Source organism: Sphingomonas albertensis, from assembly GCF_014358075.1.
Lineage (GTDB): Bacteria > Pseudomonadota > Alphaproteobacteria > Sphingomonadales > Sphingomonadaceae > Sphingomonas > Sphingomonas albertensis.
Genome location: NZ_JACONT010000001.1, coordinates 217,391 through 241,191, shown reverse-complemented (window position 1 = coordinate 241,191; position 23,801 = coordinate 217,391). Strand labels below are relative to the sequence as shown.

The window sequence follows — 23,801 nt, the reverse complement described above, 5'->3', positions numbered from 1 at the left end:
CCATCCGCCGCTCGCCATTTGGTGCGGCGCCGCATAGGATGACGGCATGCGGATCGCGATCATCGACACGAGCACGACGCGGGCGGCGATCATCTCGGACGGCCTGCGCGAGGCGGGGCTCGACGATATCGTGGTGATCGACGGCACGCTGGGGATGGTCGCCGCGCTGGAGAAGGCCGCGCCGGACGTGGTGCTGATCAACCTCGAAAACCCGAGCCGCGACATGCTCGAGGAATTCTTCGCGGTATCGCGCGCGCTGGCGCGGCCGATCGCGATGTTCGTCGATCAGAGCGATGCGGAGTCCACCGCCGCGGCGGTCGATGCAGGCGTGTCGGCGTATATCGTCGACGGGCTGGCCAAGCAGCGGATCAAGCCGGTCATAGACCTCGCGATCCGCCGGTTCCAGGCGTTCGCACGATTACAGGCGGAGTTGCACGAGGCTCGCAGCGCACTCGCCGATCGCACCACCGTCGACCGTGCCAAGGCGATCCTGATGAAACGCCGCGGGATCGACGAGCCGACCGCGTACGGCCTGCTCCGCGCGCAGGCGATGCGATCCAACCGCAGGATCGCCGAGATCGCCGACGCGATCATCACCAGCGATGCGCTCATGGGAGATTTGTGATGGCGCTCGACCGGGTCCGCATCGGTTTCCTCCCGCTCGTCGATGCGGCGCTGCCGATCCTCGCGCGCGAACGCGGGTTCGCCGAGGCCGAGGGACTGGAGATCGAACTGGTCCGCGACATGACGTGGGCGACGGTGCGCGATCGGCTGCTGTACGGGCATACCGATGCCGCGCACATGGTCGCGCCGCTGGCGATCGCGACCGCGCTGGGGCGCGGACGACCGGCGGTGCCGATGGCGGTACCGTTCGTGCTGGGGCTGAACGGCAATGCGATCACGCTGTCGCTGCCGCTCGCCGCGGAGGTGCTCGACGGGGATGCGCTAGGCGATCCCGTCTTGCTCGGCGCGCGATTGAAGACGGTGGCGATCGCGCGCGTCGCAGCGGGCCGGCGGCTGCGGTTCGGCGTGGTGCATCGCTATTCGAGCCATAACTACATGCTGCGCTACTGGCTGGCGGCAGTCGGTATTCGTCCCGACACCGATGTCGAGATCGTCACGACCAGCCCGACCTTTGCGGCCGATGCGCTGGCCGCGGGCGAGGTCGACGGCATCTGCGTCGGCGAACCCTGGAACGGAGTCGCGGTCGATCGCGGGGTCGGGCGGATCGCTTTGGTCACCGCACAGGTCTGGCGGCGTGGCGTCGAGAAGGTACTGGCAATGCGCGCCGCGACGCTGGCCGAGCGTGGCGACGTCGTCCACCGGCTGATCCGTGCACTGCACGCTGCCGCCGCGCAGTTCGTCGATCCGGACACGCTCGAGGAGAATGCGGCGATCCTGTCTCGCCGAGAGTATCTCGATGCCCCGGTCGATGCGGTGTCCAGGGCGATCGGCGACCGGGTGCGGCTGGTAAAGGACGCGGTGCCGATCCACGTGCCCGACTTCATGTTCCAGTACCGCGAGGCGGCAAACTTCCCGTGGCGCAGTCAGGCGGCGTGGTTGTATTCGCAGATGGTGCGCTGGGACGGTACGCCGTTCTCGGCCGAGGAGGCGGACGTCGCGCAAGGGGTTTTTCGTCCTGACGTGTATCGTGCGGCGCTGGCGGGCTCGGGCGCGCCGCTGCCCAATGCGAGTTCGAAGCTGGAGGGGGCGATCGGCGCGGACAGCATCGGCGCGGGATCGACGCAGGGGCGGCTGATCCTCGGGCGCGATGCGTTCTTCGATCGGCGGGCGTTCGATCCGGATGATATCGAGGGGTATCTGGCTGGATTGCCATAAAGGCGACCGCAGTCCGCTCCTCCTTGTTCTCCCGCGAAGGCGGGAGCCCAGTCTGGGTCCCCGCCTTCGCGGGGAAACAATCTGCGTTTGGGTAGTGGCGATGCCGCCCCTCCCAAATCTGCTGCACCCGCGAAATGACGCTTGCGCGATACGGCCACTTCGGTCATCTTCGCAGCGTCCGGCAAGGGAGTCGGACACGAAATCATCGCGAGACCGGTTCCAACGACGGGACCCGACCGCGTAGGACGATCGACCGATCGTCCATAGGCAACGAAGCCGCTCCGATGCGTCCGCAAGGTCGCCGTCGGGGCGGCTTTTTCTTTGTCCATCGCAGATGGGGGACCGACCATGTTGTTCGCATCACCGGGTATCGACACCGCCGCGCCGAAAGCCACCAGGATCGACCTGTTCAGCGCCGCCACGCCGCAGATGCGCGCGTTCCATGTCACGTGGCTCGCGTTCTTCGTGTGCTTCTTCGCGTGGTTCGCCGCCGCGCCGTTGATGCCGCTGATCAAGGCCGAGTTCGGCCTCAGCAAGGATCAGATCGCCAATATCAACATCGCCGCGGTCGCGGTGACGATCCTGGTGCGGCTGGTGGTCGGGCCGCTCTGCGACCGGTTCGGTCCGCGGCGCACCTATACGTGGCTGCTGCTGATCGGTGCGATCCCGGTGTTCGGGCTGGCGTTCGCGCAGACCTACGAGACGTTCCTGTTCTTCCGCCTCGCGATCGGCGCGATCGGCGCATCGTTCGTCATCACGCAATATCATACGAGCGTGATGTTCGCGCCCAACGTCGTCGGCACCGCGAACGCGACCGTCGGCGGCTGGGGCAATGCCGGCGGCGGCGCGGCGCAGAGCCTGATGCCGCTGGTAGTCGCGGCGCTGGTCGGCCTAGGCGTCGAGCACGCCTTCGGCTGGCGCGCGGCGATGTTCGTACCCGGCGTGGCTATGGTCGCGATGGCGTTCGTCTATGCGCGCTACACGCAGGATACGCCGCAGGGCGACATCGTCGACCTCCGCGCGGCGGGCATCGACCTCGACGGCGGCAAGGCGACCGGCATGGCGATCTTCCGCCGCGCCGCCGCCAATTACCGCACCTGGATGCTCGCTGCGACCTATGGCGCGTGCTTCGGCGTCGAGATTTTCATCCATAACATCGCCGCCAGCTATTACGTCGACCGATTCGGCCTTTCGCTGACCAATGCGGGCCTCGCCGCCGGGATATTCGGCGGTCTCGCGCTGTTCGCCCGTGCGCTCGGCGGGATCGCGAGCGACCGGATCGCGCTCGTGAAGGGCCTCGATGGCCGCGCGCTGCTGTTGTTCGCGCTGATGCTCGGCGAAGGCGTCGGGCTGGTGCTGTTCGGTCATGCCGGCAGCGTCACGCTCGCGATCCTGGCGATGACGATGTTCGGGCTGTTCACGCACATGGCGTGCGGCGCGACCTATGCGCTGGTGCCGTTCATCGACCGCAAGGCGCTGGGCGGTGTCGCCGGGCTGATCGGCGCGGGCGGCAACATCGGCGCGGTCGCGGCGGGGTTCCTCAACAAGGCGTCGGCCACCCCGCAGCAATGCCTCATCGTGCTCGGCTACGTCGTCGCAGGCACCGCGGTCTGCGCGCTCGCCGTCCGCTTCTCGGCCACGCACAAATCGGACGAGCGCGCGCTGCTCGACGCGGCGCTCGACGCACGCCGCACCAGCGACCGCTCGGTCAACCGCGCGCTCCCCGCATGACCTCCCTTCCCCGGCTCCAACCCGACTGGACGATCTGATGGACCACCAAACCCCCTCCCCCGACACCCGCGAACACTTGGTCGTGATCGGCAACGGCATGGCCGGCTGCCGCGCGGTCGAGGAACTGATCGCGCGCGATCCGACCCGGTACCGCGTGACGATCTTCGGTGCCGAGCCGCACGTGAACTACAACCGCATCATGCTGTCGCCGGTGCTGGCGGGCGAGAAGACGTTCGAGCAGATCGTCATCAACGACCACGCCTGGTATGCCACCAACACGATCGAACTGGTGACCAGCGATCCGGTCCAGGCGATCGACCGGACGGCGAAGACCGTCACCGCGCGCTCTGGGCTGACGGTGTCGTACGACCGGCTGCTGATCGCGACCGGCTCCGATCCGTTCATCATCCCCGTCCCCGGCAAGGATCTGCCCGGCGTCATCTCGTTCCGCGACATGGCAGACGTCGACCATATGCTCGCCGCTGCTGGAAAGGGTGGCGCCGCGGTCGTCATCGGCGGCGGGCTGCTCGGGCTGGAGGCCGCACACGGCCTCACGTTACGCGGCATGAAGGTCACGGTGATCCACCTGATGCCGACGCTGATGGAGCGGCAGCTCGACGAGGCGGCGGGGTGGTTGCTCAAGTCGGCGCTGGAATCGCGCGGTCAGGTCATCCTCACCGAAGCCAACACCGCCGAGATCGTCGGCGATACCCGCGTCGAGGGCGTGCTGCTGAAAGACGGCACGCTGATCCCCGCCAGCCTCGTCGTCATGGCAGTCGGCATCCGCCCCTCCGTCGCCCTCGCGCGCGACGCCGGGCTCGAAATCGGCCGCGGGATCAAGGTCGACGACCACATGGTCACCAGCGACCCATCGATCCTCGCGGTAGGCGAATGCGTCGAGCATGACGGCAACGTCTACGGCCTCGTCGCGCCGCTGTGGGACATGTGTCGCGCGCTCGCCGACGGGCTGACCGACAGTCACAGCGGCTACCGCGGATCGGTGACCTCGACCAAATTGAAGGTCGCCGGGCTCGACGTGTTCTCGGCAGGCGATTTCTCGGGCGGTGCAGGCGCGGAGGACATCGTCCTGCGCGATGCCTCGCGCGGCATCTACAAGCGCGTCGTGGTCAAGGACGACCGGATCGTCGGCGCGGTGCTGTACGGCGACACGACCGATGGCGGCTGGTATTTCGACCTGCTCAAGCGGGCGGAAGACATCGCTCCGATCCGCGACATGCTGATCTTCGGCCAGTCCTTCGCCTCTGGAGGGGCGCAAGCGGACCCTAAGGCGGCCGTTGCGGCGCTCTCCGACGATGCAGAGATCTGCGGCTGCAACGGCGTCACCAAGGGCAAGGTCGTGGCGTGCATCGGCGCCGGGAACGCGACGCTCGATGCGGTCCGCGCGACCTGCAAGGCGTCGGCGTCGTGCGGATCGTGCACCGGGCTGGTCGAGACGCTGCTCGCGGTCACGCTGGGCGACGAGTATTCGGGCGAACGTTCGGTCAAGACGATGTGCAAATGCACCAGCTTCGGCCACGACGACGTCCGCCGCGAGATCGTCGCGCAAGGTATGCGCTCGATCCCCGAAGTCATGCAGAAGATGAGCTGGTCGACGCCGGACGGGTGTTCGTCGTGCCGGCCTGCGCTCAATTACTATCTGCTCTGCGCGCTGCCGGGCGACTACAAGGACGACCAGCAGAGCCGCTACGTCAACGAGCGCGTGCACGCCAACATCCAGAAGGACGGCACCTATTCGGTCGTGCCGCGGATGTGGGGCGGGCTCACCAACCCGCGCGAGCTGCGCGCGATCGCCGATGTCGTCGAGAAATACGATGCGCCGATGGTCAAGGTGACGGGCGGCCAGCGGCTCGACATCTTCGGGATCAAGAAGGAGGATCTGCCAGCGGTCTGGGCGGATCTGAACGCCGCGGGGATGGTCAGCGGGCATGCGTACGGCAAGTCGCTGCGGACCGTGAAGACCTGCGTCGGCTCGGACTGGTGCCGGTTCGGAACGCAGGATTCGACCGGGCTCGGCGTCAAGGTCGAGCGGATGACCTGGGGCAGTTGGATGCCGCACAAGTTCAAGATCGCGGTCAGCGGCTGCCCGCGCAACTGCGCCGAGGCGACGATCAAGGATTTCGGCATGGTCTGCGTCGACAGCGGCTACGAGCTGTCGGTCGGTGGCAATGGCGGGATCAAGGTCCGCGCCACCGACTTCCTGTGCAAGGTCGCGACCGAGGAGGAGGCGATGCAGTACTGCGCCGCGTTCATCCAGTTGTACCGCGAGGAAGCGCGCTATCTGGAACGAACCGCGCCGTGGATCGAGCGGATCGGCGTGGAATACATTCGCGAACGGATCGCCGACGATCCGGAGGGCCGCGATGCGCTGGCGGCACGGTTCCTGTTCTCGCAGCAGTTCACGCAGGACGATCCGTGGGCGGCGCGCGCGGCGGGCGAGCATCGTGAGCAGCATGCGCCGATGGCGCGGTTTACTCCCCTGGACGCAACGAGGGAAATGGCATGATCGGCGAATGGCTCGATATCGGCTGGATCGACGAGATCCCGGTCCGCGGCAGCCGCACCGTGCAGGTCACCGGCGGCGACGACATCGCGGTGTTCCGCACCGGCGACGGCAAGGTCTTCGCGCTCGCCGATCGGTGCCCGCACAAGGGTGGGCGACTGTCGCAGGGGATCGTGCATGGCGGCGCGGTCGCGTGCCCGCTGCACAACTGGCGGATCGCGCTGGATACGGGCGAGGCGCTGGGCGACGACAAGGGGTGTACGCCGGTTATTCCGGTGAAGGTGAGCGGTGGGCGGGTTTTGCTCTGCCGCACCTCGACCATGAAAGCGGCGGCGTGATCGTGCCACTGCTCCCTCTCCCCTTTGGGGAGAGGGTCGGGGTGAGGGGTTGGGGCGCGTGCTGCCCGTCCCAACTCCCCCTCACCCAACCCTCTCCCCAAGGGGGAGAGGGCTAATGGCGGCCGTTCGCACGACGTGCGCGTATTGCGGTGTCGGTTGCGGCATTCTCGCGACTCCTACCGGCGAGCGGTCCGTCACGATCAAGGGCGACCCGCACCACCCCGCCAACACCGGCAAGCTCTGCTCGAAGGGCACGCATCTCGGCGAGACGACCGGACTCGAAGGGCGCCTCCTCACCCCGATGATCGGCCAGCGTCGCGCCTCCTGGAACAAGGCGCTCGACCTCGTCGCGAAACGATTCCGCGACACGATCGCACAGCACGGCCCCAACAGCGTCGCCTTCTATGTCTCAGGGCAACTGCTCACCGAGGATTACTACGTCGCGAACAAGCTGATGAAGGGCTTCATCGGCTCGGCGAACATCGACACCAATTCGCGGCTATGCATGGCGAGCGCGGTCGCGGGGCATATGCGCGCATTCGGCGAGGATATCGTCCCCGCGAGTTACGACGATCTCGACGCTGCAGACCTGATCGTGCTGGTCGGATCGAACACCGCCTGGTGCCACCCGATCGTCTATCAACGCATCCGCGCGCGCTGCGACGCGGGCGCGAAGCTGGTGGTGATCGACCCGCGCCGGACCGAGACCGCGGACGAGGCCGACCTCCACCTCGCGATCCGGCCCGGCACCGACGTCGCGCTGATGAACGGCTTGCTCGCGTGGTGTCGCGACGCGGGCGTGGTCGATTACGACTATCTCGCCGCACACGTCGCGACGCCCGATGCGTTCTGGGACCAGTTCGACGAGGGCAGCGACCTGTGGTCGGTGGCGCGCATCTGCGACGTTCCGCCGCAGGACCTCCGGCGCTTCTTCGAACTGTTCGCCGCGACGCCGAAGACCGTGACAATGTTCAGTCAGGGCGTGAACCAGTCGCTGTCGGGCACCGATCAGGTCAACGCGATCACCAATCTCCACCTTGCCACCGGGCGGATCGGCAAGCCGGGTGCAGCCCCCTTCTCGATCACCGGCCAGCCTAATGCGATGGGTGGTCGCGAGGTCGGCGGACTCGCGTCCAGCCTCGCCGCGCACATGGATTTCGCACCCGAGAACGTCGCCCGCGTCGGCCGGTTCTGGGCCGCGCCCAACATGGCGACCAAGCCGGGGCTGAAGGCCGTCGACCTGTTCCGCGAACTCGGCAACGGCCGGATCAAGGCGCTGTGGGTGATGGCGACCAACCCCGCGGTGTCGATGCCCGACGCCGGGCGCGTGCGCGAGGCGCTGGCCGCCTGCCCGTTCGTCGTCGTCTCCGACGTGATCGAGACGACCGACACCTCGGTCCACGCGCACGTCCGCCTGCCCGCCGCGGCATGGGGCGAGAAGGACGGCACCGTCACCAATTCCGATCGCACGATCAGCCGCCAGCGTGCGTTTATGGCCGCGCCGGGCGAGGCGAAACCCGACTGGTGGATCATCTCCGAAGTCGGCCGGCGAATGGGCTGGAAGACCGCGTTCTCCTATGACCGTCCGGCCGAGATCTGGCGCGAGCATTGCCGGCTGTCGTCGTATGAGAACGATGGCAAGCGGCTGTTCACGCTTCCCGGTCATGCCGCTAAGGGCAATGCGGAATATGATGCGATGACGCCGTTCCGTTGGGGCGGCGCGCCCTTCGCGGACGGCCGATTTTCGACGCCGGACGGACGCGCGCGCCTCGTCCGGGTCGTGCAAAAACCGGTTGCCGCCCCGCTTACGCAATGGCCGATGACGCTCAACACCGGGCGCTACCGCGACCAGTGGCATACGATGACCCGTACCGGCCTGTCGCCCAAGCTCGCGCGCCACCGCGAGGAACCGCTGGTCGAGATTCACCCCGACGACGCGGTACGGCTGGGGATCGTTGATGGCGGCTTGGCGCGCGTCATCACGCCGCAGGGCGACAGCGTCTTCCGCGCGACCGTCGTCGCGACGCAGCGGATCGGCGAGCTGTTCGTGCCGATCCACTGGACCGACCGTACCGCGAGCGGCGGCCGCGCCGGGCTTCTCCCTCGCCCGCTCGCCGACCCTGTCTCGGGTCAGCCGGGTTTCAAATCCACGCCCGTTCGGATCGAGCACGTCGCGACCGAGTGGCGCGGCTTCGTCGTGGTCCGCGGCGAACTGGCGACGCGCCCCGATTGCCTGTGGGCGACGCGCGTCGCGGTACCGGGTGGAACGGCGTGGGACATGGCGGGCAACGGCGACGCCGCCGCACTCGACGCGCTGCTGCCCAAGGGCCAGCGGATCGAAGCGGTCGATGCGGCTCGGGGCTCGCGCCGGATCGCGATATTGGAGAGCGGCAGGCTCGCCGCCGTCCTGTTCGTTACCCGGGACGGCATGCTCCCGCCCCGCGACTGGCTCGTCGCGCAACTGAGCGAGGCCATCGCTGCGCCCACCTTGCTCGCCGGCCGCGCGCCGGGTGCTCAGGTCGATCGTGGCCCGATCGTCTGCGCGTGCTTCGACGTCGGGCTGAAGACCATTCTCGCCGCGATCGCCGACCAGCAGCTCGCCAACGTTCCCGCAATCGGTGCGGCGCTGAAGGCCGGCACCAATTGCGGATCGTGCCGCCCTGCCCTCGCCAAACTCCTCGTCACGCAAGGATCAGCCCATGTCGCATGATTTCCCGCCCGGTTCGGTCTGGCTGGTCGGTGCCGGCCCCGGCGATCCCGACCTCCTCACGCGGAAGGCCGAACGGCTGATCGTCGCCGCCGACATCGTGTTCTACGACGCGCTGGTCGGCGCGGGCGTCCTCGCGCTCGTTCCGGCGGGAACCGAGATGGTAAGCGTCGGCAAGCGATCGGGTCGTCATTCGAAGGATCAGGTTTCGATCAACGTCATCATCGCCAGCGCAGCGCTCGCCGGCAAGCGCGTCGTCCGCCTGAAGGGCGGCGATCCCTCGATCTTCGGCCGCTCGACCGAAGAGATGGATCATCTCGCCGCCAATGGCATCGCGGTGAAGATATGCCCCGGCATTACCGCCGCCAGCGCCGCCGCAGCCTCGGGCGGCGCCTCGCTGACGCTGCGCGGCCTCGCGCGCAAGCTCACCTTCGTCACCGCGCACGCGCGCGCCGGCGAAGCGCTCGATCTCGACTGGACCGCGCTCGCCGCGCCCGACGCAACGCTCGCGGTCTACATGGGCCGCGCCGCCGCTGCCGAAGTTGCGCGCAACCTGATCGCGGCGGGCCGCGCGGCCGACACGCCGGTGATGGTCGCGGTCAACGTCTCGCTTCCGACCGAACGCATTCTGCGCGGACGGCTGTCGGCACTGGCGTTTCTGGTCGAGACGATCAGCGACCATGATCCCTCGCTGTTGCTGATCGGCGAGGCGGTCGCTTCGAGGACGCTCGAAACCGTCGAGGAAACGGGGTTCGTGTCCTCGCGTTTTGCTAGCGTCGGTGGCGATTAACCTCACCCTCCCGTTCCCGCCGGCAGTCTGCCTAGCCCCACCGAGAACGGGAACGTGACGCGCGACGCTGCCGCGGATATCATCGCCGGCGGAGCAGGCTGTCCTCATGGATCGACGGCCCCGGCAGATATCAACGCCATGCGGCGTGGCGACGAGGTACGGATGACGCACACGACTTCCTACGACGTTCTGATCGTCGGCGCGGGCCATGCCGGGGCCCAGGCCGCGGTCTCGCTGCGCCAACGCAAGTATGAGGGCACCATCGCGCTGCTCGGCGACGAACCCGACCATCCCTACGAACGGCCGCCGCTGTCGAAGGAGTATCTGTCGGGTGACAAGCCGTTCGAGCGCCTATTGATCCGTCCACCGGCGTTCTGGGACGAGCGCGCGATAACGCTGCTGCCCGGCCGTCGCGCAACCCACGTCAATCCAATCGCAAAGACCGTGACGCTCGGCGACGGTTCGGCGATCGGCTATGAATCACTGGTCTGGGCGACGGGCGGATCGCCCCGGCGGCTGTCCTGTACCGGGCATGCGTTGCGCGGCGTCCACGCGGTCCGCAACCGCGCGGACGTCGACCGGATGATCGCCGAACTCCCGGGCGTCTCCCGCGTCGTGGTGATCGGCGGGGGGTATATCGGGCTCGAAGCCGCGGCCGTCCTGAACAAACTCGGCAAGCACGTCACCGTCCTCGAAGCGCTCGACCGGGTCCTAGCGCGCGTCGCCGGCGAGCCCTTGTCGCGGTTCTTCGAAGCCGAGCATCGGGCGCACGGTGTGGATATCCGCCTAGAAGCCAAGGTCGCCTGCATTGAGGAACGCGACGGTGCAGCCAGCGGCGTGCGTCTCATCGACGGGGAAATACTGGCGTGCGAGATGGTGATCGTCGGCATCGGTATCGAACCCGCAGTCGAGCCGCTTCTAGCGGCAGGCGCGGAGGGTGACAACGGCGTGCTGGTCGACACGTTCTGCCGCACCAGCCTGCCCGATGTCTTTGCGATCGGCGATTGTGCGGCTCATGCCAATGCGTATGCGGGCGGCGCCGTCATCCGCCTGGAATCGGTCCAGAACGCCTCCGATCAGGCGAACGTCGTCGCCCGAACGATCACCGGCGATCCGCAACCCTACCACGCCGTCCCCTGGTTCTGGTCCAATCAATATGATCTGAAACTGCAGACCGTCGGGCTTTCGGCCGGCCACGACACGGTGATCATCCGCGGCGAGCCCGCGACGCGATCGTTTTCGCTGATCTATCTCAAGCACGGTCGCATCGTCGCGCTCGACTGCGTCAACGCGACCCGCGACTATGTGCAGGGTCGGGCGCTGATCGGCCTGCTTGCACCGACCGACCACGCCGATCTGGCATCGCCCGCCATCCCGCTGAAGGAATCGGCCGCCCGCTTGCAGTGACAGCCGACCGCCACAGCCGGGTCAGGTCGCGACCCAGATCCGGTCGTGGCCGAGGTCGAAGATCACCCGCATGTCCTTGAACGCAGTGAGCCCGACCGACGGGATAGCGCCGCGTGTGATGACGACGTTCTTCAGGACAGCATGCCCGAGCGCGACGGCGCCGGCGGCGGTCGGCGCGGCCACGTCGGTGGCGTGGGCAAGATCGAGCACCGCCGCGGTCGGTGGCGCAGCGTCGAGCGTTAGCGGCACCGTCATCGAGCCGTCGGCCTGGTGCGTGACCGGGATCGCGGTCATCCTGCGTTCGGCGTGCGCTGCTTCGCCGGGCAGCAAAAGGCGGAGTTCGTGGTGCGGAAAGTCTATCTCGATCGGGTTGGCGTCGAGGATATCCTGGCCGATCCGCAGCTCCGCGCCTGCCGCCGGATCGGGTTCGACCGCGACGATCGGCGCGTAGAGATACTCCGCGCGGATGCCGATCTTGACCCGGCCGCGGTGCACGATCCGATCGGCGAGCGTGGCGCCGATTGCCGAATGCGGCGAGCCCGGTACGATCGCGATCAGGGTGCGTGCGTTGTCGACCCTGCCGTGAAACAACAGGGTCGCCGCCATCAGGACGAACTTGCCGCTCGTCGCGCCGGTTATCCCGCCCATCGATTACCCTCCCGAAACGCCGCCGCCCGCGGCCTGGAACAGCGCGACCGTGTCCGACAACCGTGCGGCGCGCGCCTGCACCGCCTGCGCGCGGGCCTGCGCGTCGGTGGCGGTGGCGTTGAGCAGCGCAGGCGTTCCGACATCGCCGAGCGCGAGCTGGCGGCGGACGAACCCGAGCGCTCGCCCCGACGCATCGGTCGCCCGCGTGGCGGAGTCGAGCGCGTCGGCGTCGGTCCGCAGACCGGTCAGCGCGTCGGATACGTCGCCGAATGCCTGGAGCACCGCGGCACGATATTGCGCCTTCGCCCCCTCCAGCGCGGCCTCAGCGGCGTGCTGCTGATGACGGAGCGCGCCGGCGTGGAAGATCGGCTGCGTGATCCCGCCGATCAGCGTCCAGAACGGGTTGCCGCTCTTGAATATGTCGCCGAACCGTTCGGACGTGCCGCCCGCCGATCCGCTGAGCGAGATCGCGGGGAGCCGCGCGGCGATGGCAGTGCCGACATCGGCCCCTGCCCCTTCGAGTTGCGCCTGTGCGGCCAGCACGTCGGGGCGTCTTGCGACCAGATCGGAGGGGACTACCAGAGGCAAGTCGCGCGGCAAGGTGAGCGATGCGAGCGTTGGTAGCGGCGGCAGGTCCGAGCCTGCCGAGCGCCCGATCAGCGTTGCGATCACGACGCGCTGATGCGCTTCGGCGCGGACCAGCGGGGGGAGTGCGCCTTCCGCTGTCGCCAGTGCCGCCTGCTGCGTCGACACATCGGCAGCCCCGACCGCGCCGAGCTGCTGACGCCTGACCAATGTCTGCAGGATGTCGCGGTTGACCGCGATCGCGGTCTGCGCCGCGACGATCTGCTCGGCGAGCGAGGCGCGCTGGATCACCGCCTCGACCAGATTGGCGATCACCGTCGTCCGCGCCGCCGCGAGCCGCTGCCGCTGCGTCTCGGTCGCGGCGCGGGCGGAGCGGATCTTCGAGCGCGTGCCGCCGAACAGGTCGGGCGCATAGCTGACCGTCACCTGCGCGGTGTAGAGCGTGTAGAGCTGCTGGTTCTGGTCCGCGACCGCGGGCGACAGCGCGTTCGAGATCCGCGTGCGCTCCGCCTGATAGTTCACATCGGCCTGCGGCAGCGCCGAGCCGGCCGTGGCGGAACCCTGCTCGCGATATTGCCGCAACGTCGCCTCCGCCACGGCGATATCGGTCGCATGCGCCTGCGCCTCGCTCACCAGCGTATCGAGCTGTGTGCTGCCGAAAGTCCGCCACCATTCGGTCGGTACTGCTGGAAGCGTAGTGGATTGGGCGGCGGCGCTTGCAGGCGCAAACGTCTGCACCGCGGGCCCGGGCGGCAGGCTGGCATGCGCGTCGAGGTTGCGCGGACCGATCGTGCAGGCGCTCGTAACGCCGGCGAGCAGGAGGATGGCGAGACGCATCATGCTTGAGCCTCCGGATGGGCGTGATGGCCGACGTCACGCCCGTGCGCGCCGCGATCCTCGGGCGGTACGCGCTTCGAGAAGCGGTCGATCAGCACCGGCAGCACCAGCAGGATCAGGATCGGCGCGAGCGTCATCCCTCCGACCACGACCAGCGCGAGCGGCTTCTGCACCTGGCTGCCGATCCCGCTCGACAAGGCAGCGGGGAGCAGGCCGATCGCTGCGACGAGGCAGGTCATCACGACCGGCCTGAGGCTATGGCGTACAGTCGTCGCCAGCGCGTTCTCCCGCGCAAACCCTTCGTCGACTGCGTGATTGTAGGTCGTGACCACGAGGATCCCGTCCATCACCGCGATCCCGAACAGCGCGACGAAGCCGATCGCCGACGAGATGCTGAACGCGGTTCCGGTCAGCGCCAGCGCGAGCACGCCGCCGATGATCGCCATCGGGATCGCCGAGAACGCGAGCAGGCTGTCGCGGATCGAGCCGAAATTCGCGTAGAGCAGCAGCAGGATCACCAACAGACTGATCGGCACCACGACTTCCAATCGCGCGACCGCGTTGTTGAGGTTGTCGAGTTCGCCCGCCCATTCGAGGTGATAGCCGGGTGGCAGGTGGACGGTCCGCTCGATCCGCGCATGCGCCTCGTCGACCGCACCGCCGAGATCGCGGCCGCGGACCGAGAACTTGATCGGGATGTAGCGCTCCTGATGCTCGCGGTAGATGAACGACGCGCCCGAGGTGAGCTTGACGTCGGCGACCTCCGACAGCGGCACCTGGATCGTGCTGGCACCATCGGGTGACGGCGCGCCGATCGTGATCCGGCGGATCGCGTCGATCGTGTCGCGCTGTTCGGGTTTCAGCCGGACGACGATCGGGAAGTGGCGATCGGTGTCCTTCTCGTACAGGTCGACGTTCGACTTGCCGCCGATCGCCGCGGCGACGGTCGCGTTGATGTCGTCGGGGGTCAGACCGTAGCGCGAGGCGCGCGCGCGATCGACGTCGATCCGCACCGTCGGCTGGCCGAGCGACTGGAACACGCCGAGATCCTCGATCCCGCGGACCTTGGACATCTGCGCCTTGATCTGGTCGGCGTATTTCTCGAGCGTCGTCAGGTCGGGGCCGAACAGCTTGATCGAGTTCGCGCCCTTCACACCCGAAGCCGCTTCCTCGACGTTATCCTCGACGATCTGCGAGAATGAGAAGTCGACGCCGGGATATTTGGCCGACAGCCGCTTCGACAGTTCCTCGGTCAGCGTCTCCTTGGTGACGCCACTCGGCCAGGTGTCGAACGGCTTCAGCGGCACGAAATACTCGGCGTTGAAGAAGCCGGTCGAGTCGGTGCCGTCGTCGGGACGGCCATGCGCGGACAATACCGCCTGCACTTCGGGATATTGCATCAGGATGCGGCGGACGCCGTTGACCACCGGCTGCCCCGCCTCGAGGCTGACCGACGCGGGCAGCGTCGCGCGGATGTACATGTTGCCCTCTTCGAGATGCGGCAGGAACTCGATCCCGAGGGACCGCACGCCGACCAGAGCGACCGCCATCAGCAGCAGCGCGCCACCGATCGCGACGACCCGGTTGCCCAGCGCGAACGCCGCCGCCGGCTCGTAGACGCGGCGCAGCTTGCCGACGATCCACGTCTCCACTTCCGACAATTTGTCGGGCAGCAGCAACGTCGCCAGCACCGGCGCGACCGTGAAGGTGGCGATCAGCCCGCCGGAGATCGCATAGGCATAGGTCTTCGCCATCGGCCCGAAGATATGGCTCTCGACGCCGGTCAGCGTGAACAGCGGAAGGAAGCTGGCGATGATGATCGCGGCGGCAAAGAAGATCCCGCGGCTCACCTCGGAGCTGGCGCCGAGCACCGCCGAGAAGCGGTTGGCGAGCGTGTAATGGCCCTTCCCGTTTTCCACATGCGCGGATCGCTCGACCATGTGGCGGAAGATGTTCTCGACCATGATGACGCACGCATCGACCACGAGCCCGAAATCGAGTGCGCCGACCGAGAGGAGATTGGCGCTCTCGCCCTGCAACACCAGGATCAGGATCGCGAAGGCGAGTGCGAACGGGATCGTCGCCGAGACGATGATCGCGCTGCGCAGATTGCCGAGGAAAATCCACTGGAGCGCGAAGATCAGCAGGATGCCGACCACCATGTTCTCCAGCACGGTGTGAATCGTCAGGTGGATCAGGTCGGAGCGATCATATACCCGGTCGAGATGGACGCCCGGCGGCAGGATGCCCGACGCGTTGATGTCGGACACTTCCTTCTGAACGGCCAGGATCGTCGGCATAGACTGCGCGCCGCGCTGCATCAGGACGATGCCCTGAACGATGTCGTCCTGATCGTTGTAGCCGGCGATGCCAAGCCGCGGTTCGTTGCCGATGCGGACATGCGCGACGTCCTTCAACAGGACGGGCTGGCCGCCGCCGGTGCCGACCAGCACGTTCTCGATCCCCGACACCGACTGGATCAGGCCGATACCGCGGACGATCGCCGCCTGCGACCCGAAGTTGATCGTCTGGCCGCCGACATTGCCGTCGCTCTTGCCGAGAGCCGCCAGCACCTGCGCGACCGTGACGTTGTGCGCGGCGAGCCGGTCGTTGTCGATCACCACGTCATAGGCGCGCAGCTTGCCGCCCCATCCGGTGACGTCGATCACGCCCGGGATGCGCTTGAACCGACGCTGGAGGACCCAGTCCTGCAACGTCTTGAGGTCCATCACCGAATAGCCCTTCGGCGCGGTGATCTTATAGCGGAAGATCTCGCCGACCGGGCTGGTCGGGGACAAGGTCGGCTGGGCACCACCCTGGAGCGGGGGGAGCTGCGACAGGCGGTTGATGACCTGTTGCTTGGCCTGATCGTTGGTCAGGTCGTAGCTGAACTGGATCTTGATGTCCGACAGCCCGAACAGCGAGATCGCGCGGATCGCGGTCAGATGCGGAATGCCCGCCATGCCGACCTCGATCGGGATGGTGACGTTGCGCTCCATCTCCTCGGCCGACAGGCCTTGCGTCTGCGTGATGATCTCGACCATCGGCGGGACCGGATCGGGATACGCCTCGATATTGAGATTGTAGAAGCCGACGCCCCCCGCCACCAGCATGGCCACGAAGATCCCGACGATCAGCAGCCGCTGACGCAGCGCGAACTCGACGATCCGGTTCATTCGCCGAGACCGGCTTCGTTGACGAACAGCGCGCCCGCCGTGACGATGCGCTCGCCTGACTTGAGCCCGGCGACGATCGCGACTTTGCCGTCCTGCTCCTCGCCGGCCGTGACCGTGCGCGCGACCAGCAAGCCGTCGGGCCGGACCACCCAGACGCGGGCATCGTCGCCTTCATGGATCACCGCCTCGGCGGGGACCAGCAGCGCGTCGCCGCTGTGCGGGCGCTGGATCGAGAAGCTCGCGAACATCTGCGGTTTGAGCGCGCCGTCCGGGTTGGCGATGGTCGCGCGCACCGGCAGGCGGTGGCTCTGCGGATCGAGCGCGGCGCCGACCAGGTCGATCGTCGCGTGGAAGCTGCGCCCCGGCAGCGCGGGCGTCGTCACGGTGACGCTGTCGCCGAGATGCACCGCGCTCGCATCGCCCTCGGCGAGTTGCGCGATCAGCCAGACGCGCGACGGATCGGTGATCGTCATCACCGGCTTGTCGCCGCCCTGCGACAGATATTGTCCTGCGGACACGTCGCGCGTCGCGATCAGACCGGAGATCGGCGCGTGCAGCGTCGTCACGTCATGGATGCCGGACACTTCGCCGACGCTCTCCAACCGCGCGATCTCGCCCTGCGACTTGCCGAGGATCGCCAGCTTGTCGCGTGCTGCCCCCAGCGCGGCCTGCGCCGTACGCGCGGTCGCCTGCGCGGCGGCGAGATCGGTCTTGGCCTGCTGATAATCCTTCAGCGCGCCGCCGGCCGTCTCGTAGATCTGCCGCTGGCGCTCCGCGGTCCGCTCCGCGGTGGCGAGTTGCGCCTGCGCGTTCTGCGCCGCCGCGCGTGCCGCGAACAGGCCGCTGCGCGCATCGACGAAATCGCTGGTCTTGATCAGCAGCAACGGCTGGCCCTGCGTCACATGCTGCCCGGCGTCCGCGAGCACGCGCACCACCTGCCCAGAATAGGGCATCAGCACCGGCGTGCTGCGGTCGCCGTCGACGGTGATCGCGCCACTCGCCAGCGTCCGCGCATCGGACGCGCCATAGCCGACGCGCATCGTCGTCAGACCGGTCATCTGGTCCTTTGTCGGCCGGAACGTTCCCGCCGGCGCGACCGGTGCCGGCGCGGGTTCGTGATGCGTGAGCTTGCCGATCAGCGCGACGATCAGCACCAGTCCGACGATCATGGCGGCCGCGATTCCCAGCCAGCGTATCTGCGCGGAACGAGACAGCGCGCGGGTCGGGGGGAGCGTTTCGGGTGTCGTCGATGCGTGCATAATCAGCCCCTTGGGGATTAGACTGGAGCCGGTAGCGTCGCTGGCTTACAGCGCGCTTACGGATGCTGCGCTGCACCCAAACGAGGCGAAGATCGATGCGGGTATTGCTGATCGAGGACGACCGCGATCTCGCCCAGGCCCTGACCGCAGCGCTGTCCCCGCGCGGCTTCGCGGTCGATCTCGCGCGCAGCGGCGACGAAGCGGACGCCTATCTCCAGCACGGCGACTATGCCGCGATCCTGCTCGATCTGGGGCTGCCGGACGAGGACGGGCTTTCGCTGCTGCACCGGTTGCGCGGGCGCGGCGACACTCGCCCGGTGCTGATCCTCACCGCGCGCGGCGCGATCGAGGCGCGCATCCGCGGGCTCAACGAAGGCGCCGACGATTACCTGGTGAAGCCGTTCGACGTCGATGAACTCCACGCCCGCCTGCTCGCGGTGCTGCGACGCCAGGGGGGGTATATCGGCCGGTCGCTGACGTGCGGCCGCCTCAGCTTCGATCTCGAAACGCGGCTGGTGCGGGTCGCGGACGCGGCGATCGCGCTATCGGTGCGCGAGACCGAGCTTCTCGAACTGCTGCTGCGGCGCGCCGGCAACGTCGTACCGAAGCGGATCGCCGAGGATCATCTGTTCGGACTGGGCGGCGATCTCGGCTCGAACGCGGTCGAGGTCTATGTCCACCGCCTGCGGAAGAAACTCGACGATGCAGATAGCGGCGCGCGGATCGAGACGGTGCGCGGCGTCGGCTACATGATCGTCTGCAAGCCGTGAAGCCGAGGTTGCCCCGATCCCTGCTGGGTCAGTTCGTCGCACTCCACATCGTCACCGCATTGATCGCGACGATCGCGCTGTCGCTCGGCGTCGCAGCGCTGCTCCATAGTACCGCCGATCATTACCAGCGGCGGCTGCTCCGCCAACAGGCGGCGATCGTCGCGAGCGCCCTGCCCTCGTACGCCGCGCTTCGCAGCGACGCGCTGACCGATGGCATGGCGATCGCGGTCATCGACCGGAACCGCGCGGTCCTGTTGGCAAAAGGGCCCGCCCGCCCGCCCGTCATCGCCGCGGCAACGCTGGATCAGGGCTCGCATTTCTTTCGCCGCGGGGTGGTCGAGGCGTACAGCCTGCCGACGCGAGGCGGCCGGTGGATCGTCGCCTCGCAGGACAGCGCCGCGCCCGAAGTCGTCACCGACGATATCGTCAGCGCATTCCTGAAACGGTTCGCGCTGCTCGTCCTGCCGATCGCCGCGCTGGTGCCGCTGATCGGCGCGCTGCTGACCCGACGCCTCACCCGACGGATGCAGGCGGTGTCGGCGACCGCAGCCGCGATCGGCCCGCGCACGCTCGACACGCGGTTGCCACGCGGCACGCTGCCGTCCGAGGTCGAGCCGCTCGCCATGGCCACCAACGAGGCGCTCGACCGCCTAGAGGACGGCTTCCGCACGCAGGCCGCGTTCGCCGCGGACATCGCGCACGAATTGCGCACGCCGCTCGCGGTGATCCGCCTGCGCGCGGATGCGGTCGACGACGCGGCCGTGAAGGCGGGGGTGCTCGCCGCGGTCGACCGCGCCGCCCGCGTGGTGACGCAACTGCTCGCACTCGCCGATCTCGAACGGCCGGTCGAGGAGGACGGCGAACCGCTCGACCTCCTCGCACTGGCCGGAGCCGTGGTCGCCGGTCGCGCGCCGGAAATCATCGGAGGCGGACGAACGATCGCGCTCGAAGACCAGTCGTCGGACGTCGGCGGCACCGGCTATCCGGGCGCCATCGTCCTCGCGCTGGAGAACCTCGTCGACAACGCCGTGCGCCACACCCCGCCCGGCACCGCAATCGTCGTCCAGATCGGGCCGGGCCCCTCCCTCAGCGTCACCGACGATGGCGACGGCGTCGCGCCCGACCAACTCGCACGGCTGAAGGACCGCTTCTGGCGCACCGACGGCTCCCGCTCCGAAGGCTCGGGGATCGGCCTGTCGATCGTCGACCGGGTCGCCCGCGCGCACCACGGCGTCCTCGACGTCGCGACCGGTCCCGGCGGCAGGGGGCTGCGGTTCACTATGACACTTGGCCCACGCTCGTCCTGAAAAGCGCCTCGTTCAACCCTGAACTTCGCAGGCCTGCGCCGCCTTCCAGTCGCGCTTGATCTTCTTGGCGAGGCTCCATTTATGGACTTCGGTCGGGCCGTCGTAGATGCGGAAGGCGCGGATCTCACGGAACACCTGCTCGACGATAGTATCGCCGGTCACGCCCGTACCGCCCATTACCTGGACACACCGGTCGGCGATCCGCATCAGCGCCTCCGACACCGCGACCTTGGCCATCGAACTTTCCGCGGTGCCGAGCGATCCGGTATCGAGCACCCCGGCGCACCAGTCGATCATCAGTTCGGCCTGGCGGAGGTCGATCATATTCTCGGCCAGCATGAAGCCGACACCCTCGTGATCGATCAGCGGCTTGCCGAACGCGTGACGGCGACAGGCATAATCGACAGCGATCTCGTTGGCGCGGATGCACGCGCCGAGCCAGCGCATGCAGTGCGACAATCGTGCCGGGGACAGCCGCACCTGAGCGTAGCGAAACCCCTCATGCGGCGCGCCGAGGATCGCGTCTGACGAGACACGTAGACCGCCGATCGCGATTACCGCGTGACCGCCCGGCATCGAGCTGTCGATCGTATCGAGCACGCGTTCGATGCGGATCGCCGGATCGGGCAGGTCGACCAGGAACATCGTCGCCGCGAGCTTTCCGTCGCCCGCGTCCGTACGCGCCATGACGATGCCGACCTTCGCGCCGTCGGCCCCGGTGATGAACGCCTTGCGCCCGTCGATCACCCAGTGGTTGCCGTCGAGCCGCGCGGTCGTCTGCATCATCGACGGATCGGAGCCTGCGCCCCCTTCTGCCGCCGGCTCGGTCATGAAGAACGCCGACCGCGCATGGCCGGCGATCATCGGCGCCAGGAAACGCGCCTTCTGCGCCGTCGTACCGGCCTTGCCGATCAGGTACATATTGCCTTCATCGGGGGCCATCGTGTTGCAGGCCAGCGGACCGAGCGGCGACAGGCCCGAGCGGATCAGCACATACGCGGTCTCCGCCTGGGTCAGGTGCTCGCCATCGCCGAGAATGTGCGGCGTCAGCACGCCGGCCTCGCGTGCCAGCCCCCGCATCTCGTGGACGAGATCGTCCGACGGGCCATGGGGGCCGCGCCGCGGATCGTGCTCGAAGGGTATGACTTCATCGCGCACGAACCGCTCGACCCGCTCACCGATCGCGACCGCCCGTGCGGTCGGGGCAGCACTCATGACAACCATCCGTCGTCGATCATGGTATCCGAACGGGGGGTGCCCGCGCGCTTGGTGAACGGTAGGTCGGTCGGCATGGCGTCCAGCGATCCTCTCTCGGCAATTCACACCGTCTTCGGTGCCCTTCACCACCTTCGCTATCGCACCAGACGCTGGCAAGTTCCGATCCATTCTCGGTGCGCGACACAGCGGCGCAGGATCGACAGAGGCGCGCAAACCGCGCATCGTACCGGGCAACATGACAATTCCCGATCAAACCTCGCGGTGCCCGACATGACGATTTCGGGCGTCACGCGCTGTCGCTGGGCGCAAAGCGATCCGTTGCTTGCCGCCTATCACGATGCCGAATGGGGCGTGCCCGAACGCGATCCGCGCGCGCTGTGGGAAAAGCTGATGCTCGACGGGTTTCAGGCCGGGTTGGCCTGGATCACGATCCTGCGAAAGCGCGATGCGTTTCGTGCGGCATTCGCGGGCTTCGACCCCGAGACCGTTGCTGGGTTCGGCGAGGACGACGTCACGGCGATGCTTGCCAATGCCGGCATCGTTCGCTCGCGCGCCAAGATCGAAGCGACGATCGGCAACGCCCGCGCCTATCTGGCGATGCGCGACGCCGGCGAAGATTTCGCCGATTTCGTCTGGCGCTTCGTCGACGGCTCCCCTGTCATCGGCGATGGCGAGAAGGCGCTGACCCGGTCGCCGGCATCGGAGGCGCTGTCCGCGGCGCTCAAGCAGCGCGGGTTCAAGTTCGTCGGGCCGGTCATCGTCTATGCGTGGATGCAGGCGTGCGGGCTAGTCGACGACCACGAGGCGTGCTGTTTCCGGCGAACCACCGCGTGATGCGGCGCGGCTCGCCGTCAGCCGCCGCGCAATAGGCGCATGACGAGCGTGCGGATGCGCGCGTAATTGTCCTTCGATTGTGCCCCGAGCACGCCGTGCTGCTCGACGGGCAGGAAGGACAGCGGGTGGCCGTCCGGGCGGAACACGTAATGATCGAACCACGCGCGCCATGCCTCGCGCTCGGCAGGCGGCCGCTCGGCGATCGCGAGCATGGACATCAGCATCGCGGTGTATGGCTGGTCGGGCCCTGTCGCGAAACCATCCCACCAGAAATTGACGAGCACGTTGACCTCGCTGAGCGCCTCGACCTGATGCCACCACAGCTTCGGGATATAGAGGGCGTCGCCGGGATCGAGTTCGACGACCAATGCCCGGTCCCTCGCCTGCGCGAACTTCGGGTACCGCGGATCGCCCGGTTCGCTGCCGACCGCGAGGCTTATCGGTTGCCCGGCCAGCGTGTGGTCGATCGGCCCGACGTACAAATCCTCGATCGCATCGGGCGGAAACAGCGTGAAGCGACGCCGACCCACCGCCACGCACGCCACATTGTCCATCGTGTCGTAATGGCAGGCGACCGTCGATGCGTGACCGATCCAGAACCGCGGACGGACGGCGACCGGCACGAACGGCAGCGGGGTCGTCTCCTCGATGCCGGGGAAATACGTCTCCGCCGCCAGCGACCCCATATACATGCTGGGCCGCCCGGGCTCGGACGCGCTAGCGAGGATCTGCGTGAGCGCATCGTCGAACCGGATCATGCTCCGATCGAAATTGAAGCCGGCCATCGACGCATCGTAATTGTACCGCGCCGCGATCTCCGGTTTGCCGACGAACACCTCCGCCAGCCGCCCGGCGTCGAAGCGCCGGAATTGGTCGACGACCCCGGCCAGGTTTTCGCCCGGTGCCGTAAGATCGGCCAGCATCGCCCAATCGCGCGCCGCGCCGCGCATGATCGCTGGTTCTCCGCGTTCCATGACGATCGTCCGGAAATGGTCCGGATCGCGCAAAGCACTCGCGGGCGGCTCGTAGATCATCGGCCGATGTCTGCCAGCCGGTCGTTCCGGCGACGTCCCAGCGTCCGCAGATGGCGCACCGACCCCGTCTGGGCATAGGCCAGTTGCAGGTCCCCCCTGTGGAAGAGGTCGAGCGCGGCCGCGTCGGGCAGCGCGTGCAGAGTATCGAGGCTGATCGTGTACAGCCCCTCGAGCGTCAGGCTCTCGCCGTCGTCGAATGACATGGAGACGTCGATCGGTTCCAGCAGGCGGTGTTCAAGCAGGCGTCCGATCACCGCGTCGGTTTCGGGAAGACCTGTCTCCAACATATGCAACGCGTGCTGGACCCGTTTCAATGGTAGCGCTGCCTCTCCATCGATATTGAATACCGGCTGGCCATCGGGCCCGACGAACACCGGATGGTCGCGATCCACGACCAACTGTCCCTCGGCGATGTAGAAGCCCTGGCGCTCCAGATCGGCAGGACGATAATCCGCCAGAACGCCCTCCTTGGTCAGCAAATTTTGTCCCGGCTCCAGCCCCATCACGACCCCGGCATAGAACGCACCCGTCTCCGGATGCTTGGTGAAGAGGATGGGATAATAGGGCGCGGCCTGCAAAAACTCGTCCGCGACGATCTGCGCAAAATGCCGCTGGCCATCACAGGCCCGCGATACGCGAAGCGACGCATGCTGTTCGTGGTTCAGCATTTCCCAGGCCGGCATCGTCTTCTCCCTATCCTGTAATCGTCTTTGTTCCTCAGATCGCACAGCGCGGCGCCGTTGCAAAGGCGCGGCGCGATCACTCATACAAATGCTTGCAACTACAAACCGTGTGCGTAT

At 67.6% G+C, this 23,801-nt stretch carries 18 protein-coding genes; 11 read left to right on the top strand and 7 right to left on the bottom strand.

The features are described from left to right. Window positions 1-46 precede the first annotated feature (46 nt). The 8 genes from H8S47_RS01000 (at window position 47) to H8S47_RS00965 (ending at window position 11,333) form a co-directional block, all read left to right on the top strand. The gene (locus tag H8S47_RS01000; protein WP_187502058.1) at window positions 47-625 is read left to right on the top strand and encodes an ANTAR domain-containing response regulator; all 579 of its coding nucleotides are present in this window, start codon (window positions 47-49) and stop codon (window positions 623-625) included. Beyond that, window positions 625-1,839, top strand: coding sequence for a CmpA/NrtA family ABC transporter substrate-binding protein (locus H8S47_RS00995; protein ID WP_187502057.1), 1,215 nt, complete (start codon window positions 625-627; stop codon window positions 1,837-1,839). Before H8S47_RS01000 ends, H8S47_RS00995 begins: the two co-directional genes overlap by 1 nt. 348 nt (window positions 1,840-2,187) lie before the next feature. Beyond that, window positions 2,188-3,570: an MFS transporter gene (locus H8S47_RS00990; RefSeq protein ID WP_187502056.1), complete on the top strand. Its 1,383-nt coding sequence runs from the start codon at window positions 2,188-2,190 to the stop codon at window positions 3,568-3,570. Window positions 3,571-3,607: 37 nt separating this feature from the next. Beyond that, window positions 3,608-6,094: a nitrite reductase large subunit NirB gene (gene nirB / locus H8S47_RS00985; protein ID WP_187502055.1), complete on the top strand. Its 2,487-nt coding sequence runs from the start codon at window positions 3,608-3,610 to the stop codon at window positions 6,092-6,094. Next, a complete protein-coding gene (nirD, locus tag H8S47_RS00980; protein ID WP_187502054.1) occupies window positions 6,091-6,429 on the top strand; it encodes a nitrite reductase small subunit NirD in 339 nt (112 codons plus the stop codon). Before nirB ends, nirD begins: the two co-directional genes overlap by 4 nt. Before the next feature lie 115 nt (window positions 6,430-6,544). After that, complete coding sequence (locus H8S47_RS00975; RefSeq protein WP_187502053.1) at window positions 6,545-9,139, top strand: nitrate reductase; 2,595 nt, start codon at window positions 6,545-6,547, stop codon at window positions 9,137-9,139. After that, entirely contained in the window at window positions 9,129-9,926 is a 798-nt protein-coding gene (gene cobA / locus H8S47_RS00970) for a uroporphyrinogen-III C-methyltransferase (RefSeq protein ID WP_187502052.1), read from the top strand. Before H8S47_RS00975 ends, cobA begins: the two co-directional genes overlap by 11 nt. 162 nt (window positions 9,927-10,088) lie before the next feature. Next, complete coding sequence (locus H8S47_RS00965) at window positions 10,089-11,333, top strand: NAD(P)/FAD-dependent oxidoreductase (RefSeq protein WP_187502051.1); 1,245 nt, start codon at window positions 10,089-10,091, stop codon at window positions 11,331-11,333. Window positions 11,334-11,354: 21 nt separating this feature from the next. Here H8S47_RS00965 and H8S47_RS00960 read toward each other — a convergent pair whose 3' ends face one another. From H8S47_RS00960 to H8S47_RS00945, 4 genes are read right to left on the bottom strand one after another with little or no spacing between them, the layout of a single operon-like run. Next, the gene (locus tag H8S47_RS00960; protein ID WP_187502050.1) at window positions 11,355-11,981 is read right to left on the bottom strand and encodes a hypothetical protein; all 627 of its coding nucleotides are present in this window, start codon (window positions 11,979-11,981) and stop codon (window positions 11,355-11,357) included. Window positions 11,982-11,984: 3 nt separating this feature from the next. Beyond that, window positions 11,985-13,406, bottom strand: coding sequence for an efflux transporter outer membrane subunit (locus H8S47_RS00955; RefSeq protein WP_187502049.1), 1,422 nt, complete (start codon window positions 13,404-13,406; stop codon window positions 11,985-11,987). Continuing rightward, a complete protein-coding gene (locus H8S47_RS00950; RefSeq protein ID WP_187502048.1) occupies window positions 13,403-16,579 on the bottom strand; it encodes an efflux RND transporter permease subunit in 3,177 nt (1,058 codons plus the stop codon). Before H8S47_RS00950 ends, H8S47_RS00955 begins: the two co-directional genes overlap by 4 nt. Further along, entirely contained in the window at window positions 16,576-17,838 is a 1,263-nt protein-coding gene (locus H8S47_RS00945; protein ID WP_187502047.1) for an efflux RND transporter periplasmic adaptor subunit, read from the bottom strand. Before H8S47_RS00945 ends, H8S47_RS00950 begins: the two co-directional genes overlap by 4 nt. A gap of 95 nt (window positions 17,839-17,933) precedes the next feature. On the opposite strand from H8S47_RS00945, the gene H8S47_RS00940 reads away from it, so the two are divergent. Both H8S47_RS00940 and H8S47_RS00935 read left to right on the top strand, forming a co-directional pair. After that, window positions 17,934-18,608 carry a response regulator gene (locus H8S47_RS00940; protein WP_187502046.1) on the top strand — a complete coding sequence of 225 codons (675 nt, stop codon included), beginning with the start codon at window positions 17,934-17,936 and terminating at the stop codon, window positions 18,606-18,608. An 8-nt stretch (window positions 18,609-18,616) separates the two neighbouring features. Then, window positions 18,617-19,915, top strand: coding sequence for a sensor histidine kinase (locus tag H8S47_RS00935; protein WP_235982522.1), 1,299 nt, complete (start codon window positions 18,617-18,619; stop codon window positions 19,913-19,915). A gap of 12 nt (window positions 19,916-19,927) precedes the next feature. On the opposite strand, the gene H8S47_RS00930 is transcribed toward H8S47_RS00935, so the two are convergent. After that, the gene (locus H8S47_RS00930; protein WP_187502044.1) at window positions 19,928-21,130 is read right to left on the bottom strand and encodes an acyl-CoA dehydrogenase family protein; all 1,203 of its coding nucleotides are present in this window, start codon (window positions 21,128-21,130) and stop codon (window positions 19,928-19,930) included. A gap of 273 nt (window positions 21,131-21,403) precedes the next feature. Between H8S47_RS00930 and H8S47_RS00925 the strand changes: the two genes are divergently transcribed. After that, window positions 21,404-21,967, top strand: coding sequence for a DNA-3-methyladenine glycosylase I (locus H8S47_RS00925; protein ID WP_187502043.1), 564 nt, complete (start codon window positions 21,404-21,406; stop codon window positions 21,965-21,967). Between the two features lie 17 nt (window positions 21,968-21,984). On the opposite strand, the gene H8S47_RS00920 is transcribed toward H8S47_RS00925, so the two are convergent. Both H8S47_RS00920 and H8S47_RS00915 read right to left on the bottom strand, forming a co-directional pair. After that, window positions 21,985-23,001, bottom strand: a complete 1,017-nt coding sequence (locus tag H8S47_RS00920) for a cupin-like domain-containing protein (protein ID WP_187502042.1) — start codon at window positions 22,999-23,001, stop codon at window positions 21,985-21,987. Further along, window positions 22,998-23,684: a SapC family protein gene (locus tag H8S47_RS00915; protein ID WP_187502041.1), complete on the bottom strand. Its 687-nt coding sequence runs from the start codon at window positions 23,682-23,684 to the stop codon at window positions 22,998-23,000. The genes H8S47_RS00920 and H8S47_RS00915 overlap by 4 nt, the downstream gene beginning before the upstream one ends. Between the last annotated feature and the right edge of the window lie 117 nt (window positions 23,685-23,801).

Bases quoted from the DNA above. Each gene is read 5' to 3' on its own strand.
- H8S47_RS00940 (WP_187502046.1), top strand. From the start codon at position 17,934: ATGCGGGTATTGCTGATCGAGGACGACCGCGATCTCGCCCAGGCCCTG.
- H8S47_RS00915 (WP_187502041.1), bottom strand. From the start codon at position 23,684: ATGCCGGCCTGGGAAATGCTGAACCACGAACAGCATGCGTCGCTTCGC.
- H8S47_RS00950 (WP_187502048.1), bottom strand. From the start codon at position 16,579: ATGAACCGGATCGTCGAGTTCGCGCTGCGTCAGCGGCTGCTGATCGTC.
- H8S47_RS01000 (WP_187502058.1), top strand. From the start codon at position 47: ATGCGGATCGCGATCATCGACACGAGCACGACGCGGGCGGCGATCATC.
- H8S47_RS00995 (WP_187502057.1), top strand. From the start codon at position 625: ATGGCGCTCGACCGGGTCCGCATCGGTTTCCTCCCGCTCGTCGATGCG.
- H8S47_RS00960 (WP_187502050.1), bottom strand. From the start codon at position 11,981: ATGGGCGGGATAACCGGCGCGACGAGCGGCAAGTTCGTCCTGATGGCG.
- cobA (WP_187502052.1), top strand. From the start codon at position 9,129: ATGTCGCATGATTTCCCGCCCGGTTCGGTCTGGCTGGTCGGTGCCGGC.
- H8S47_RS00975 (WP_187502053.1), top strand. From the start codon at position 6,545: ATGGCGGCCGTTCGCACGACGTGCGCGTATTGCGGTGTCGGTTGCGGC.
- H8S47_RS00925 (WP_187502043.1), top strand. From the start codon at position 21,404: ATGACGATTTCGGGCGTCACGCGCTGTCGCTGGGCGCAAAGCGATCCG.
- H8S47_RS00955 (WP_187502049.1), bottom strand. From the start codon at position 13,406: ATGATGCGTCTCGCCATCCTCCTGCTCGCCGGCGTTACGAGCGCCTGC.
- H8S47_RS00920 (WP_187502042.1), bottom strand. From the start codon at position 23,001: ATGATCTACGAGCCGCCCGCGAGTGCTTTGCGCGATCCGGACCATTTC.
- H8S47_RS00945 (WP_187502047.1), bottom strand. From the start codon at position 17,838: ATGCACGCATCGACGACACCCGAAACGCTCCCCCCGACCCGCGCGCTG.
- nirB (WP_187502055.1), top strand. From the start codon at position 3,608: ATGGACCACCAAACCCCCTCCCCCGACACCCGCGAACACTTGGTCGTG.
- H8S47_RS00990 (WP_187502056.1), top strand. From the start codon at position 2,188: ATGTTGTTCGCATCACCGGGTATCGACACCGCCGCGCCGAAAGCCACC.
- nirD (WP_187502054.1), top strand. From the start codon at position 6,091: ATGATCGGCGAATGGCTCGATATCGGCTGGATCGACGAGATCCCGGTC.
- H8S47_RS00965 (WP_187502051.1), top strand. From the start codon at position 10,089: ATGACGCACACGACTTCCTACGACGTTCTGATCGTCGGCGCGGGCCAT.
- H8S47_RS00930 (WP_187502044.1), bottom strand. From the start codon at position 21,130: ATGAGTGCTGCCCCGACCGCACGGGCGGTCGCGATCGGTGAGCGGGTC.